The 14242-nt window shown below is 59.0% G+C and carries 16 protein-coding genes and 1 tRNA gene; 9 read left to right on the top strand and 8 right to left on the bottom strand.

Annotated elements, in window-relative coordinates; genetic code table 11:
* Nucleotides 1-106: 106 nt before the first annotated feature.
* Nucleotides 107-1309: an NAD(P)/FAD-dependent oxidoreductase gene (locus AC4GMC_RS13475; protein ID WP_487876991.1), complete on the top strand. Its 1203-nt coding sequence runs from the start codon at nucleotides 107-109 to the stop codon at nucleotides 1307-1309.
* Nucleotides 1306-1857, top strand: coding sequence for a 16S rRNA (guanine(966)-N(2))-methyltransferase RsmD (gene rsmD / locus AC4GMC_RS13470; protein ID WP_487876990.1), 552 nt, complete (start codon nucleotides 1306-1308; stop codon nucleotides 1855-1857). The genes AC4GMC_RS13475 and rsmD overlap by 4 nt, the downstream gene beginning before the upstream one ends.
* On the opposite strand, the gene AC4GMC_RS13465 is transcribed toward rsmD, so the two are convergent.
* Nucleotides 1854-2888 carry a TRAP transporter substrate-binding protein gene (locus tag AC4GMC_RS13465; RefSeq protein ID WP_487876989.1) on the bottom strand — a complete coding sequence of 345 codons (1035 nt, stop codon included), beginning with the start codon at nucleotides 2886-2888 and terminating at the stop codon, nucleotides 1854-1856. The genes rsmD and AC4GMC_RS13465 overlap by 4 nt on opposite strands.
* 182 nt (nucleotides 2889-3070) lie before the next feature.
* Between AC4GMC_RS13465 and recQ the strand changes: the two genes are divergently transcribed.
* Together recQ and yaaA are read left to right on the top strand one after the other, a co-directional pair.
* A complete protein-coding gene (gene recQ, locus AC4GMC_RS13460) occupies nucleotides 3071-5119 on the top strand; it encodes a DNA helicase RecQ (protein WP_487876988.1) in 2049 nt (682 codons plus the stop codon).
* A 49-nt stretch (nucleotides 5120-5168) separates the two neighbouring features.
* Complete coding sequence (yaaA, locus tag AC4GMC_RS13455; RefSeq protein WP_487878676.1) at nucleotides 5169-5948, top strand: peroxide stress protein YaaA; 780 nt, start codon at nucleotides 5169-5171, stop codon at nucleotides 5946-5948.
* On the opposite strand, the gene AC4GMC_RS13450 is transcribed toward yaaA, so the two are convergent.
* The 5 genes from AC4GMC_RS13450 to AC4GMC_RS13430 are packed head-to-tail and all read right to left on the bottom strand — an operon-like array spanning nucleotide 5945 to nucleotide 8658.
* A complete protein-coding gene (locus tag AC4GMC_RS13450) occupies nucleotides 5945-6592 on the bottom strand; it encodes an RluA family pseudouridine synthase (RefSeq protein WP_487878675.1) in 648 nt (215 codons plus the stop codon). The two genes, yaaA and AC4GMC_RS13450, sit on opposite strands and share 4 nt — an antisense overlap.
* Before the next feature lie 32 nt (nucleotides 6593-6624).
* Nucleotides 6625-6825 carry a hypothetical protein gene (locus AC4GMC_RS13445; RefSeq protein WP_487878674.1) on the bottom strand — a complete coding sequence of 67 codons (201 nt, stop codon included), beginning with the start codon at nucleotides 6823-6825 and terminating at the stop codon, nucleotides 6625-6627.
* Nucleotides 6822-7433, bottom strand: coding sequence for a LysE family translocator (locus AC4GMC_RS13440; RefSeq protein ID WP_487878673.1), 612 nt, complete (start codon nucleotides 7431-7433; stop codon nucleotides 6822-6824). The genes AC4GMC_RS13445 and AC4GMC_RS13440 overlap by 4 nt, the downstream gene beginning before the upstream one ends.
* 4 nt (nucleotides 7434-7437) lie before the next feature.
* Nucleotides 7438-8094, bottom strand: coding sequence for a ChrR family anti-sigma-E factor (locus AC4GMC_RS13435; protein WP_487878672.1), 657 nt, complete (start codon nucleotides 8092-8094; stop codon nucleotides 7438-7440).
* A 6-nt stretch (nucleotides 8095-8100) separates the two neighbouring features.
* On the bottom strand, nucleotides 8101-8658 hold the full coding sequence (locus tag AC4GMC_RS13430) for a sigma-70 family RNA polymerase sigma factor (protein ID WP_038005997.1): 558 nt from the start codon (nucleotides 8656-8658) through the stop codon (nucleotides 8101-8103).
* 219 nt (nucleotides 8659-8877) lie between these two features.
* Between AC4GMC_RS13430 and AC4GMC_RS13425 the strand changes: the two genes are divergently transcribed.
* From AC4GMC_RS13425 to AC4GMC_RS13405, 5 genes are read left to right on the top strand one after another with little or no spacing between them, the layout of a single operon-like run.
* Entirely contained in the window at nucleotides 8878-10176 is a 1299-nt protein-coding gene (locus tag AC4GMC_RS13425; RefSeq protein WP_487878425.1) for an NAD(P)/FAD-dependent oxidoreductase, read from the top strand.
* Nucleotides 10173-10934 (top strand): DUF1365 domain-containing protein, encoded by a 762-nt coding sequence (locus AC4GMC_RS13420; RefSeq protein WP_487878426.1) that lies wholly within the window; start codon nucleotides 10173-10175, stop codon nucleotides 10932-10934. The genes AC4GMC_RS13425 and AC4GMC_RS13420 overlap by 4 nt, the downstream gene beginning before the upstream one ends.
* Entirely contained in the window at nucleotides 10931-12157 is a 1227-nt protein-coding gene (locus tag AC4GMC_RS13415) for an MFS transporter (RefSeq protein WP_488093721.1), read from the top strand. Before AC4GMC_RS13420 ends, AC4GMC_RS13415 begins: the two co-directional genes overlap by 4 nt.
* 3 nt (nucleotides 12158-12160) lie before the next feature.
* Entirely contained in the window at nucleotides 12161-12718 is a 558-nt protein-coding gene (locus AC4GMC_RS13410) for a DUF3833 domain-containing protein (protein ID WP_487879140.1), read from the top strand.
* Entirely contained in the window at nucleotides 12715-13449 is a 735-nt protein-coding gene (locus tag AC4GMC_RS13405; protein WP_487877739.1) for an SDR family NAD(P)-dependent oxidoreductase, read from the top strand. The genes AC4GMC_RS13410 and AC4GMC_RS13405 overlap by 4 nt, the downstream gene beginning before the upstream one ends.
* A 93-nt stretch (nucleotides 13450-13542) precedes the next feature.
* Here the strand turns inward: AC4GMC_RS13405 and AC4GMC_RS13400 are convergent.
* Together AC4GMC_RS13400 and AC4GMC_RS13395 are read right to left on the bottom strand one after the other, a co-directional pair.
* Nucleotides 13543-13618: transfer RNA gene (locus AC4GMC_RS13400), tRNA-Ala, on the bottom strand.
* A gap of 81 nt (nucleotides 13619-13699) precedes the next feature.
* Nucleotides 13700-14038 (bottom strand): TIGR02300 family protein, encoded by a 339-nt coding sequence (locus AC4GMC_RS13395; RefSeq protein WP_038005703.1) that lies wholly within the window; start codon nucleotides 14036-14038, stop codon nucleotides 13700-13702.
* Between the last annotated feature and the right edge of the window lie 204 nt (nucleotides 14039-14242).

Raw genomic sequence — 14242 nt, 5'->3', positions numbered from 1 at the left:
ATCGCCGGTTGAAATGGTCATAAAAGAGATCCCCGTCCCTGATTGTGTTTCCAGTAATCAGCGATATAGGGTGTCGGTCGGAACACGGCCAGTGAAAGGGCATATTATGACGCATATTGCGGTCATTGGCGCAGGGCAGGCAGGCGCTTCTTTGGTAGCGAAGCTGCGCGGTGAAGGGTTTGACGGCAACATCACCCTGATCGGCGCCGAAGCGGTCCCTCCCTATCAACGGCCCCCGCTGTCCAAAGCGTATCTGCTGGGCGATATGACGCTGGAGCGTTTGTTCCTGCGCCCCCAAAGTTTCTATGATGAAAACAACATTGCCCTGCGCCTTGGCACACAGGTCACCGCGATCGACACTGCCGCCAAGACCATCGCCATCGGCGATGAGGCGCTCGGCTACGATCAACTCGCCCTGACCACTGGGTCGGTTCCACGAAAATTGCCCGCCTCTGCCGGTGGCACGCTTGGCGGCGTCTATACTGTGCGCGATCTGGCCGACGTTGACGCAATGGCCCCCCACGTGACCCAAGGCGGTCGCGTTTTGGTCGTGGGCGGTGGCTACATCGGGCTCGAGGCCGCAGCCGTTTGCGCCAAAAGGGGCATGCATGTGACGCTGGTTGAGATGGCCGACCGGATCTTGCAACGCGTTGCCGCCCCAGAAACCTCTGACTATTTCCGGGCCCTCCACACTGCGCACGGTGTCGATATCCGCGAAGGTGTAGGGCTTGGCGGCCTGATCGGCAATGACCACGTCACTGGTGCACGGCTCAGCGATGGGGCTGAGTTGGCCTGCGATATGGTTATCGTCGGCGTGGGCATCGCGCCCGGCACCGCATTGGCCGAAGCCGCGGGCCTAACCCTCGACAACGGGATCGCGACAGACGCCCAAGGTCGCACCAGCGCGCCGGACGTTTGGGCGGCAGGCGATTGCGCTTCATTCCCCTATCGCGGCCACCGCATCCGGCTCGAAAGCGTGCCAAACGCCATTGATCAGGCCGAGATAGTGGCCCGCAACATGCTTGGCGCAGGCGTAGATTACGTGGCCAAGCCATGGTTTTGGTCCGACCAATACGACATCAAGCTCCAGATTGCGGGCCTGAACACCGGCTACGACCGTGTCGTCGTGCGCGACGGCGGAACCGCGCGCTCGCATTGGTACTACGCGAACGACACACTGCTGGCCGTAGATGCCATGAACGATCCGCGCGGCTACATGGTCGGCAAACGTATGATTGAAGCCGGCCGATCCCCTGACCCTGGACTGGTTGCGGACGCAAGCGTCGATGCCAAGGCGCTCATGGCGTGAGGATCATTGGCGGAAACTGGCGCGGACGGCGGCTGGCCAGCGTAGGCAAGGGCGATACGGCAGCCCACCTGCGCCCCACGACGGACCGCACCCGCGAAAGCCTGTTCAACCTTTTGCAGAACGGCACCCACGGCGATCTGTGTACAGATGCCCGCGTGTTGGACGTATTTGCAGGCACCGGGGCCTTGGGTCTAGAGGCCCTGTCACGTGGTGCCGAGGCGGCCGTTTTTATTGAAAACGGGCGCAAATCGCAGGCAATCTTGCGCGAAAACATTCAAATGCTAGGCGCCGACGCGCAGGTCATTACACGCGACGCACGCAAAGCAGGCCCCTGTCCCGGTGCGCCCTTTGATCTGGTGTTTCTTGATCCGCCATACGGAAAATCATTGGGTGAGGCCGCGGTCACTGCCCTGAACGACTGGATCGCCCCCGGTGCAATGCTGGTCTGGGAAGACGCAAAAGCCCCCGAGGTTCCCGAGGGCTTTGAACAGGTTGACCAGCGTCGCTACGGCGAGACGCTGATCACCTTGGTACAAAAAGCCGGCTAGTTGGCGGGCATACGGTTCGCGGCGACTTTGGCCCGCGCCGATGCGACCAAACCAGCCCCATCAAGACCCTTGGCAGTCACATCAGCGATCCACTCAGCGATGACCTCATCGCCCAGCGCCATGATCTCAGCCGTGGTTTCGGCTGAGATTTCCGCCAATTCATTGCCCGCATCAACTAAAACCTGACGACCTTCTTTGTCGCCGACGTCATGGGCCCGGCCCGCCCAAGCAGAGGCCATAGGACCCGAATTGGCATCGATCACAGCCTTTAGATCATCGGGCAACGCGGCATAGCTGTCTTTGTTCATCGCCCAAATAAAGAACAGATTATAAAGCGACTTTTCCCCGGCCACATCGGTATGACTATCGGTCAACTCATCCAGCTTAAGCGAGGGTGACATTTCATATGTGATCACGCCGCCATCCAACACGCCCTTGGCCAGCGCCTCAGGAAACGCGGGCACGGGCATGCCGATGGGATTTGCACCCAACTTATCCAGCAACAGCGTCGCGGCCCGTGATGGGCCACGCAGGTTCAGGCCTTCAAAATCAGACACCTGTCGAATACCGGGGCCCGTTTTATGAACCAAACCGCGCCCATGCATATGCGCCGCAATCAGGTGAACATCGGAAAAGTCATCCATCAGATGCTCTTGGGTGAAATCCCACGCGGCCATGGACGCTTCTTCACCGGATTTCGTGACCATAAATGGTAACTCAAGCGCCTCGGCTTCCGGGAAACGGCCCGGCTGGTATCCGGGGATCACCCAACCGCCATCCACCGCGCCATCCGCGATCAGGTCATACATTTCTGCGGCGCCACCGCCCAGCTGCATGAAGGGGTACAATTCAACCTTGATACGCCCACCAGAATCCGCCTCAACCTTATCAGCCCAAGGCTGCATAAAGTGTTTGGGGTTCGCGGAGGCAGGTGACACGAAGTGTTGGAACCGCAGCGTCACCTCTTGGGCGAACGCGCCCGAAGTGCTGAGCAGGAGGGCTCCGATGAGGGCAGATTTAAGCAGGGTCATGATTGATCCCCTTTTGTTAAAGGTGGACATGGACTTAAGCGTCGCACGACCCCCATGAAAGGGCAAAATTGGGAAAACCGCCCTAAAAAGTCGCGCAAACTGTCGCGGCGCAAGCCTTGTTCACGGGCTGTTAATGTGAAAGATTCATAGAAAATCGAGCACATCTTCTGATCCTGAGGCCCATGCCCCACACAACGCCAAGCCCGACCGAGCTTCTTGCGTCCGTTTTTGGATTCTCTGCCTTCCGCCCGGGGCAGGAAGACATCGTAGAGGCCGTTCTAGGGGGCAAAAACACACTCGCGATTATGCCAACAGGCGGGGGCAAAAGTCTGTGTTTCCAACTGCCTGCCCTCTGTCGAGAGGGGATCACCGTCGTGATTTCGCCGCTGATTGCCTTGATGCGCGATCAGGTGCGCGCCCTGCAGGAGGCGGGCGTGGTCGCAGGCGCGCTAACCTCTGGCAATACCGAAGAAGAAACCGACGCCGTCTGGAGCGCGATTGAGGCCGGGACGCTCAAACTGCTCTATATCGCGCCAGAACGACTGGCATCATCGGGCACCGAACGGATGCTAAAACGCGCAGGTTGCAATCTGATTGCTGTGGACGAAGCCCACTGCGTCAGCCAATGGGGCCACGATTTTCGCCCCGACTACCTGCGCATCGGCGAGTTACGTAAAACACTCGACGTTCCACTGGCGGCCTTCACCGCGACCGCGGATGCAGAGACCCGCGATGAAATCGTAACCCGCCTGTTCGACGGCATCCCGCCCGAAACGTTTCTGCATGGCTTTGACCGCCCCAACCTGACGCTGGCCTTTGCAGCCAAAGACAGCCCCCGGAACCAAATCCTCGGGTTTGCTGCTGCGCGCAAAGGTCAATCGGGCATCGTATATTGCGGCACCCGCAACAAAACTGAAAGCCTTGCGCGCGCCCTCAGCGAAGCTGGGCATTCCGCATGTCACTATCATGGCGGCATGGAGGCCGATGACCGCCGCATCGTTGAGCGCCGTTTTCAGGCCGAAGATGGGCTGATTGTCGTGGCGACCATCGCGTTCGGCATGGGCATCGACAAACCCGATATCCGTTGGGTTGCGCACGCGGACCTGCCAAAATCTGTTGAAGCCTATTACCAAGAAATCGGCCGTGCAGGGCGCGATGGTGCCCCCGCCGACACCCTCACGCTCTACGGCAGCGACGACATTCGCTTCCGCCGACAACAGATTGATGAGGGCCTCGCCCCTCCGGAAATGAAATTCGCCGATCACGCGCGGCTCAATGCGCTTTTGGGACTGGCAGAGGCCCACGAATGCCGCCGCAAAAGCCTGCTTGCCTACTTTGGCGAAACCGAAGTGACCTGTGGCAACTGCGATCTGTGCGAAACGCCGCCCGACCTGTTTGATGCCACGACCTCGGTGCGCAAGGCGCTATCGGCGATCCTGCGCACCGATGAACGGTTTGGCGCAGGCCACCTGATCGACATTCTGCTGGGCAACGCCACAGACCGTATCTGCCAACGTGGCCATGACGCGCTGCCAACCTTTGGCGTGGGGCGGGAACATTCGAAGCCCATCTGGCAGGCGATCTTTCGGCAAATGATGGGCCAAGACCTAATCCGCCCCGATCCCGAACGGCACGGCGCGTTCCGCATGACCCAAGCCGCCCGGCCCATTTTGCGCGGTGAGGCCAACATTACCCTGCGCCGCGACACCCTGAAAACCGCCGAACGCCGCCCCGCCGTCAAAGCGTTGGTCAGCGAAGAAGACGCGCCCCTGCTATCGGCGCTCAAGGCAAAGCGCCGTGCCCTTGCAGACGCCGAAAGCCTACCGGCCTACATGATCTTTAATGACCGCACCCTGATTGAGATGGCCGAAACCCGGCCCATGACGCTGGACGCGATGGCGCGCATAGGCGGTGTCGGCGCCAAAAAGCTCGAAAAATATGGGCGCAACTTTTTGGAAGTAATAACAGGTGAGCAATCCGCCAATGTGCATCCCGCGCGGCGCAAACTGGCGGGACGCTCCGAGGGTGATGTCTATGACGCGCTGCTCAGCGTGCAGGCCGACCTGATGCGTGGCGACGATGGTACGCAAAAACCGCTGTCCTGTTCGTCATCTATGCTGGCCAAAGTTGCCACTGCGCCCGCTGATGCCAGCCAAATTGCCCGCATTCTGGGTGACCGCCATGCGGAACGTTTTGGCGAAGCCTTTCTCGAAGTTTTGCAATCGCGCTAGACCTCAGCCCCTCAGCCCTTATCTATAAGACACCAGATAGGAGATCCCCATGCTCACAGTGCTGTCGCCCGCCAAAAAGCTAGACACCAGCCGCACGACGACGTTGCCGTTGACGCAACCACAGTTCCCAGATGAGGTCGCCGAACTGACCCAAATCGCACGCGATCTGTCAGTGCCGCAGTTGCAAAAATTGATGCATATCAGTGAAAATCTTGCCAAGTTGAACGCGGACAGGTTTGCAGGTTTTGCAGCACAGGACACCGCCCCCGCCGCCTTGATGTTCGATGGGGACACATACACCGGGCTGGACGCGACGACCTTGTCCGAGGACGCATTGCGCCACGCCCAAGACCACCTGCGCATTCTGTCAGGCCTTTACGGGTTACTGCGCCCGCTGGATGAGGCACGGCCCTACCGGCTGGAAATGGGCAGCCGATTGGCCAACCCTAACGGCAAAACACTATATGCATATTGGGGCACCAAACTGGCTGATGCACTTAACGCTCAGGCGGCAGAAACTGGGGCCACACACCTGCTAAACTGCGCCTCGCAGGAGTATTTCGGCGCCGTCGATACCAAGGCGTTAAAGCCCGCCGTGATCACGCCAAAGTTCCTTGAGGACAAACCGGGCGGCGCCAAAGTCATCAGCTTTTATGCCAAACAAGCACGCGGCGCTCTGGCACGGTTTATGATTGAAACCCGCATCACTGATCCCGCAGATCTAGCGGCGTTCACGGCAGGGGGCTACGCATACCAGCCCGCACAATCCACCCCGCTAGAGCCGGTTTTCCTACGCCCGGAACAAGCGGCTAAAGGCAAAGCCGCTTAGTACGGACAGGGCGCCTCAAAACGCTCCATCTTGCCGGTGATTGGGTGCTCTAGCTTAAGCCCTTCGGCATGAAGCATCATCCGCGGAAACGCGAGAGCAGGCCCATCAGCATAGAACGGGTCCCCCAGAATTGGGTGCCCCAGTTCCAGCATATGCACACGCAGCTGATGGCTACGGCCAGTGCGCGGCATCAACTTCATGCGCGTGGTGCCGTCCACGACCTCCATGCGTTCCCAATCGGTCACCGCAGGTTTACCGGTTTCGTAATTCACGTGCTGCAAGGGACGGTTCGGCCAATCAACGATCAAGGGCAAATCAATAGTGCCCTTTGATTCCGCAACTTCGCCCCAGACACGAGCGATGTAGCGCTTCTTGACGCGCTTTGTCTCAAACGCGCGACCCAATTTGCGTTGCGCAAGCTTGGTCAGCGCAAAGATCATGATGCCCGATGTATCCCGATCCAATCGGTGACACAAAAGCACCTCTGGGAACATGTCCTGTAGCCGCGACAGCAGGCAATCTGCCAAATGCTCACCCTTGCCCGGTACGGATAACAGCCCCTCGGGCTTATCCACCAAAAGAATGTCATCATCATGATAGATGACGGGAATGGGGTCTGTGGGTGGGTTATATTCGCTGCTCATGGCGTGGCCCTACCGCGCATAGGGCATGGTGTCTACTGGCCTGCGCGCCAAAGCGCATAGGCCGACGATCCGCCAAGCCACATGAAAAGCATCCCCGCGTAGACCGCGAATTCAAGCCAACGCCAATCGGGCACACCATCCCCAAACATCACAAACCCAATGAACGCGAATGCAGTCAGCGATACGGCCACGCGAAACCGATGCTCCCGACGGGAGGGGGCAAAGCGGCTCATGCCACGATCGCCAGTGCGAACAACGCAAGCCCGTAGCCGATGAAACACACCGCCATGACCCGGCGAAAGGCCGTATGAAACACCGCACCCAACGCAGCCCGCCCCAACACCGCCCCAAGCGTTGTAAAACCGGCGTAGCTCAGTGCCGTTAGGCTAAGCGCGGTTGGCATGATGAACGCCATCTGCCCGATGACCGGGCGTGTAGGATCCAAAAACTGGCTAAACGCCGCGATGTAGCCCGCAAGCGATTTGGCATTAATAGTCGCAATCCAAAACGCGCGCCAAAACAAACCGCCCGCTTGGTCGGGCACTACCGGCGGACGATCAGCCCCCAGAAACGCACGCAACCCGATCCAGACAAGCAACGCGGCACCCGCAATTTGCAGCACAAAGAAAAGGGTAGGTGTCGTAACGATCAACGCCGCCAATCCAAGGGCGGCGGCCCACATGAACAACAATGCTTGCAACAGGATTGCACCGACAGTGATGAAGGCGCGCGGCAGCCCGACGTGCATACCCACGGTGATGCAGTTCACCGCATTCGGCCCAGGCGTAGTGACAAACAACGCCCAGAACACCGCGAATGCGGCCCATAACTCAAACGTCATAGAGTTAAATGCGCAGGATTTTCTGGGCGATTTTGGGTAGTAACCCGTTGAAGCGCAGTGGCGCGTCCGTCACCACGAGGCAAATGCAATCCTCGCCGATATCCGCGACAGGCGTATGTTCGGTCTCTTGGGTCGCGACCTCAATGTCACCGCGTGCGAACCGACCGTCTTCATCGATAAACGCGCCTTGCAGAACCAGCGTGACCTCAACCCCGTTGTGCCCGTGATCGGGCATCGCCTGACCCGCGGGGATATACAGCAGACGCGCAGTCGCCTCACCATCGCCAGTTGGCAGAACCGCCTGTTTGACGCCCATGCCCACAGGCCGCCATTGCACGGCCTCGATGTCGCCGCCCACGTAGTCGCGCAGGCACTTGGGGAAGGTCGCGTGGCGCGCCGGGGCCTTCGCTTCTTCGCGTACGGTATCTGCGGGAGCCGTGCCCATAATCCGCGCCATGGTCGCTTCAAAGCTGTCATCAGCCAGTTCAGCGGTCTCTGCCCCCTCTAGGACCGCGCCGCCAAGCGCCTCAAAGCTGGACAAACGCGCACGGGCGTCATCGTTGAGCGAGACATGCGACGCCACAACAAGGTCAAACGCTTCTGACAACCCGCCAGCCGCGTAACCCATTAGCAAATCATCAGGAATATGATGTGTGATCATGTCGTTCTATGCCTCCGCGCCCATCGAATGGCGCAATCTTTCAATCGCCAACCTAATCCGCGACTTGATTGTGCCAAGGGGCAAACCCGTCTCTGCGGCGATTTCGCTATGTGTCATGTCTCCGAAAAACGCGCGCTCTACCAGATAGCGCTGTTTTTCGGGAAGTTGTTTCAACGCTTCGGCGAGCCGCGCGCTGTCTTGTTGCAATGCGAGAACATCCGCCTGTTCCGGAGCCGCCTCAGGCCCCCAAGGCAATTCTTCTGGCTCAGGCCGGCGGGACTTTCGAATCATATCGATGCGTCGGTTCCGGGCGATCGTGAAAATCCATGTGGCCACCGACGCCCGCCCAGGATCATACAAATGCGACTTGCGCCACAGGGTCGCCATCACGTCCTGCATACACTCTTCTGCCATTGCGTGGTCGGCACCTGATTTGATCAAAAACGCCTTCACACGCGGGGCATAGTGACGAAACAGCTCGGCAAAAGCCGCCTGATCCCTGTTGGTGCCAACAGCCACCAATCGCGCAACCCAGTGCGCTTCGTCTGTCTTTGCATGTGTCACGGTCGGCGCGTGCTTTCGGTCCCGACCAGCGGGGAGTTCCGCAGGCTCAGGCCACATCATCCGACTTTGTGTCACAGCAATCAACATAATCTTATTACGCGAGTGGCACTCAACCGGATCACTCTCCATAAGAAAAATTCAAAAATAGCAAAAAAAACTGAACCAATTCCGAACCCATGACGTACATGTAAACAGAACTAGACAGTGAGAGGACGACCAGTGCCATCTGAAGTTGACACCTTTGCACCCAAGCGGATCGCTATCGTGGGCGGCGGAATATCAGGGATGGCTGCGGCCTATCACCTTAGCCAAACACACTCCGTGACGCTTTATGAAGCAGAAGGGCGCATTGGCGGGCATGCACGCACCGTGATGGCGGGCAAACGCGGTGACCAAGCCGTGGACACCGGATTTATCGTTTACAACTACGCCAACTACCCCCACCTGACGCGCCTGTTTGCGGAACTGGATGTGCCGGTGGCCAAATCCAACATGTCCTTTGGCGCATCCTTTGGCGGCGGCGCGATGGAATACGGGCTGCAATCGCTCGACTCGCTGTTTGCAACACGCAGCAACATCGCCTCACCCAAGTTTCTGCGCATGGTCGCGGACATCTTTAAGTTCAACAACAACGCCGATCAAGTCGCGCAGGACCCCGACATCACCCTCAATGAGCTGTGTGATCAACTGCGGCTCAGCCAAGGCTTTCGGGATTGGTATTTGGCCCCAATGTCCGGCGCGATCTGGTCCACACCAACGCAAAACGTCATGGACTTCCCGGCGCAGGCCTTGGTCAAGTTCTTCAAAAACCACGCACTTATGTCCACCACCGGCCAGCACCAATGGTACACTGTGGATGGCGGATCGATCGAATATGTGCGCCGGTTGGAACATGCACTGAAATCCCGCGCCGTGGCGATCCGCAAATCCACGCCCGTAAATGCGGTGAAACGCATTCCCGGTGGCGGGGTTGAGATCAAGGCCAAGGGTGATGAGTGGAAGGTCTATGATGAGGTGATCTTTGCCACCCATTCGGATCAGACCCTCGCGATGCTGTCTGACGCCACGCCGACCGAACGCGACAACCTTAGCGCGGTACGCTATCAACCCAACCGCGCCACACTGCACGCAGACCCCAACACCATGCCCAAGCGGAAATCCTGTTGGGCCAGCTGGGTCTACACCGAGGCCGCGGGCAAACAGGGCGACAAGATCGACCTGACCTACTGGATGAACTCGCTTCAGCCGATCCCACACGATGATCTGCTGCTGGTCACGCTCAATTCACAAGCCCCCATCCGGGAGGAATTGATCTATGATGAGGTCGACTTCGCCCACCCGATTTATGACCTCACGATGACCGCCGCTGTGGAACGGATCAAGGCCACGAACGGCACCGCCAACACGTGGTTCTGTGGCGCGTGGATGCGCAACGGCTTCCATGAAGATGGCTATGCTTCGGCATACGACGTCGTGCAGGCGCTGGACGCAACCAGCGTGGCCATGGCCGCCGAATGACCCGTGTCCTGGAACATATTCCGGGGCACACCTGGCACGGGCGCAAAGGCGCGGTTGAGAATGCGTTCAAGTATTCAATCGATTACGTCCTGCTAGATCTAGAGGACGAAGGCCCCCTGCCCGCGCTGTTTTCTCGCAACCGTCGCAATCTTGCGGCGGTATACGACGTTGATCACGGCGGCCCGCGCGGCGAAGGGCGTGGGTTAAGCTGGGTCAATCAGGTACTGCAAACCTATGGGCTGCACTTCCGGCGGGGCAAAACCCTGTTGCTGACCCAGCCGCGCATGTTTGGCTATGTGTTCAACCCTGTCTCGTTCTGGCTCTGCTATGATGTCGAAAACGAACTGCGCGTCGTCATCGCAGAGGTCAGCAACACCTACGGTGACCGCCACTCGTACCTATGTCACACAGACAACCTGTCTCCGATCACCGCCGAGACAGAGATGCACGCGAGCAAAATCTTTTACGTTTCTCCGTTCCAAAAGGTCGAAGGCGATTACACCTTCCGCTTCAACATTACCGATGAACGTATCGGCGTCTGGATCGACTATTCTGGCGGCAAAGGCGGGCTGATCGCGACACTCTGCGGCAAGCGTCAGCCGCTGACCTCGAAGGGTTTGGCGTTTGCCGCACTGCGCCGGCCCCTTGGCGCGCGGCGGGTGATGGCACTGATCCACTGGCAAGCGCTCAAACTGTGGTGGAAGGGCGCACGTTTCCGCACACGCCCCGCCCCACCCCCGGAGGAGGTGTCGCGGTGACATCCGCCCGCGCGCTAGGCTTGCCCCGCTATGCGGTCTTTGCAGCCGTACTTTCGGCGGCCGGCCTGCCCATCTATATCCACGCCCCCAAATTTTACGTCGATAACTACGGCGTTTCGCTGGGCGCGCTGGCGACAGTCCTATTTTTACTGCGCCTGATTGACGTCATCCAAGACCCGTTCTTTGGCTGGCTGTCTGAGGCAGGTCGTAAATATCGCCCGTCTCTAGTGGCACTAGGTGGCATCGTGATGGCCATCTCGATGTGGGGGCTATTTGCCGTGACACCACCCATCGATGCAATCTGGTGGTTTGCCCTCACGCTCGCGGGGCTGTTTTCGGGGTTCTCACTCCTTACAATTTCATTCTACGCCCAAGGCGTGCTGAAGGCCGATATGATGGGCGACGGACACGTCCGCCTTGCGACATGGCGCGAAACGGGCGCGCTGATCGGGGTGTGCGTGGCATCTGTGGCCCCTGTGGCGCTGGCGTTCAGTGGCGCGCCCTTTGTGGCCTACGCAGGCCTATTTTCCGCCCTCACACTAATGGCCCTCTGGCTCATGCGGAATGAATGGCGGTCCGAGGCCACCGCGCCCAGCACCCCTATGGGCGACATCCTGCGGGACGCAACCGCCCGGCGCCTCCTGTTGATTGCACTCCTAAACGCGGCACCAGTGGCAGTTACCTCAACGCTGTTTTTGTTTTTCGTCGAAAGCCGCCTTGATGCCCCCGGCATGGAGGGGCCCTTGCTGTTGCTATTCTTCCTCGCGGCGGCTCTATCGGCCCCTGCTTGGGGGCGCCTCGCAGAGCGTTATGGCCCCAAACCGATGCTCTTGGCGGGGATGATGCTTGCGATTGCGACATTTGGCTTTGCCCTTACGCTGGGCACTGGCGACACCGCGTTGTTTGCCGTGATCTGCGTGGCCTCCGGCGCAACCTTGGGCGCGGACCTCACGCTTTTGCCCGCGATATTCGCGCGCCACATGGCGAAAATCGCTCCAAATGCAGGCAACGGCTTTGGCCTTTGGTCCTTTGTGTCAAAGTTCACGCTCGCAATTGCTGCGATCACACTACTTCCAATCCTAGAGGTTAACGGATTTCAGGCTGGCATGACCAACACGCCGGACGCCCTGATGACTCTGACACTGCTCTATGCGGGCCTGCCCTGCATCCTCAAACTGTTCGCGCTGGCCCTGCTCAGCGTGACCCGACTGACGGAGACATAACGGATGGAATCGCTGCTTCTTGTTGGCCTTGGCGTGGTCCTAACGCTCAGCCTTGTCTGGGCGCGGTTTCGTTATGCGGCTTTTCCCGCGCAACGCCCCAGCGACTACGCCGAGCAGACGCCCCAATTCGACATCCGCCAACACCTCGACGGCCAGATCCAGTGCGAAGGCATCATTTACGGCCCCACTGGGCGTGTTTCATCCCGCTTTGTGGCCGATATGAACGCCACGTGGGACGGCAACACCGGATCCATGACTGAACATTTTCGCTACGACAGCGGCAGCACCCAGGACCGGATCTGGTCCCTCAAGATCGGTAATGACGGCCAGATCAAAGCCACTGCGCCTGACATCATCGGTGAGGGTGAAGGCACGCAGGAAGGCTCCGCCGTGAAGCTGACCTACCGGATCAAGCTGCCAGATGACGCCGGCGGCCATGTGCTGGATGTGACCGATTGGATGTACCTGATGGAAAACGGCACGGTGATGAATCGCTCGCAGTTTCGAAAGTTTGGTGTGAAAGTAGCCGAACTTGTTGCCACCATGCGGAAAGTCGAATGAGAGAATTTCAGGGAAAACGTTACTGGCTGATCGGCGCATCCGAAGGATTGGGCCGCGCGCTCGCGCTCAAACTGAATGCGGCAGGGGCCGAGGTGATTGTTTCAGCCCGCAGTCAGGACAAGCTTGATGCGCTGGTCGCCGAAATGCCGGGCAAAGCCAGCGCGCTGACGGTCGATGTTGGCGTTCTGGAAAGTGTTGAAGGCACCGCCGCCGAAATCGGGCACATTGATGGCATGGTCTATTTGGCCGGCGTCTACTGGCCGCAATCGGCCCAAGACTGGAACGCGGAGCAGGTTGAGGCGATGTGCGACATCAACTTCACAGGCTCTGCTCGGGCGGTCGGCGCAGTCATCGGCCAGATGGTTGCGCGGGACGCGGGCCATATCGTTATCACAGGCTCACTTTCAGGCTTTCGCGGGTTGCCCGGTGCCACAGGCTACGGCGCATCAAAAGCAGGCAACATGTGGCTGGCCGAGGGCATGTATGCAGACCTGCGCAACACAGGCGTCGATGTCCAAATCGCGAACCCCGGCTTCATCAAAACACGGCTCACGGACAAGAATGACTTTTCTATGCCATTCCTGATGACGCCAGAGGAAGCTGCCCAAGAAATGTTCGACCACATGTGTACGAGCGATTTCAAAAAGAGCTTTCCGCGTGTGTTTTCGTGGCTGTTCCGCGGCTCCCAGTTCCTGCCAGATTGGCTGTATTACCGGGTATTCGGAAAATAATCTGACCTGCTTGCGTTAACTAACGCGAGAAGACTGGCGCCAATAAAACCAAGCGACGCACGCAATGGCGTGACTGATCGAGAAAGAGGGGTTTGGTGGAGCCTAGCGGGATCGAACCGCTGACCTCCTGCATGCCATGCAGGCGCTCTCCCAGCTGAGCTAAGGCCCCAAACCGTGCGTCTAGATAGAAAGACGCGGGCTGCGGCGCAAGCGGAAAATCTCTCCCGCGCCGCACTTTTTCACGACAAGATTACTCGTCGTCACCTTCGTTGCTGACATCGGCGATTTCGTCGAGAGACACAGTGTCCTCTTCGTCGTCATCGTCCAGTACGTCGGCATCGTCTTCGATGGACACATCGTCCTCGAGATCGGTGTCGTCGTCGTCCAGCAGCAGATCGTCTTCGGCCTCTTTGGCCTTGACCGCATCCGCATCATCCTTGTCCGCAGCCAGCACGCGGGTCTTGGTCCCGGTGTCGATGTTAACGGCTTCGCCGGTGTAAGGGCTAACGATCGGGCGCTTGTTCAGGTCGTAGAAGCGTTTGCCAGTAGTCGGGCAGACGCGCTTTACACCCCATTCTTCTTTGGGCATGTCAGTTCCTTCAGGTCTTGGACGCTAAGATGAATTGGGGTGCCTTGCCATAGCTGAACAAGGGTGTCAAAGCCTTTCCCGTGGCAGTGCGGAACGATAGGGGCATTGACCTGTGGAATCGATCATTCTTGAGGGGATCCCTCCCGTAGAAGTGCATCTGCGCCGTTCGCCCCGCGCGACACGGCTTTCGCTGCGGGTTGGGCG

This window comes from Thalassobacter sp. (assembly GCF_982993085.1).
The sequence above is the reverse complement of the archived record's forward strand: the minus strand, read 5'-3'. Positions and strand labels throughout refer to the sequence as shown.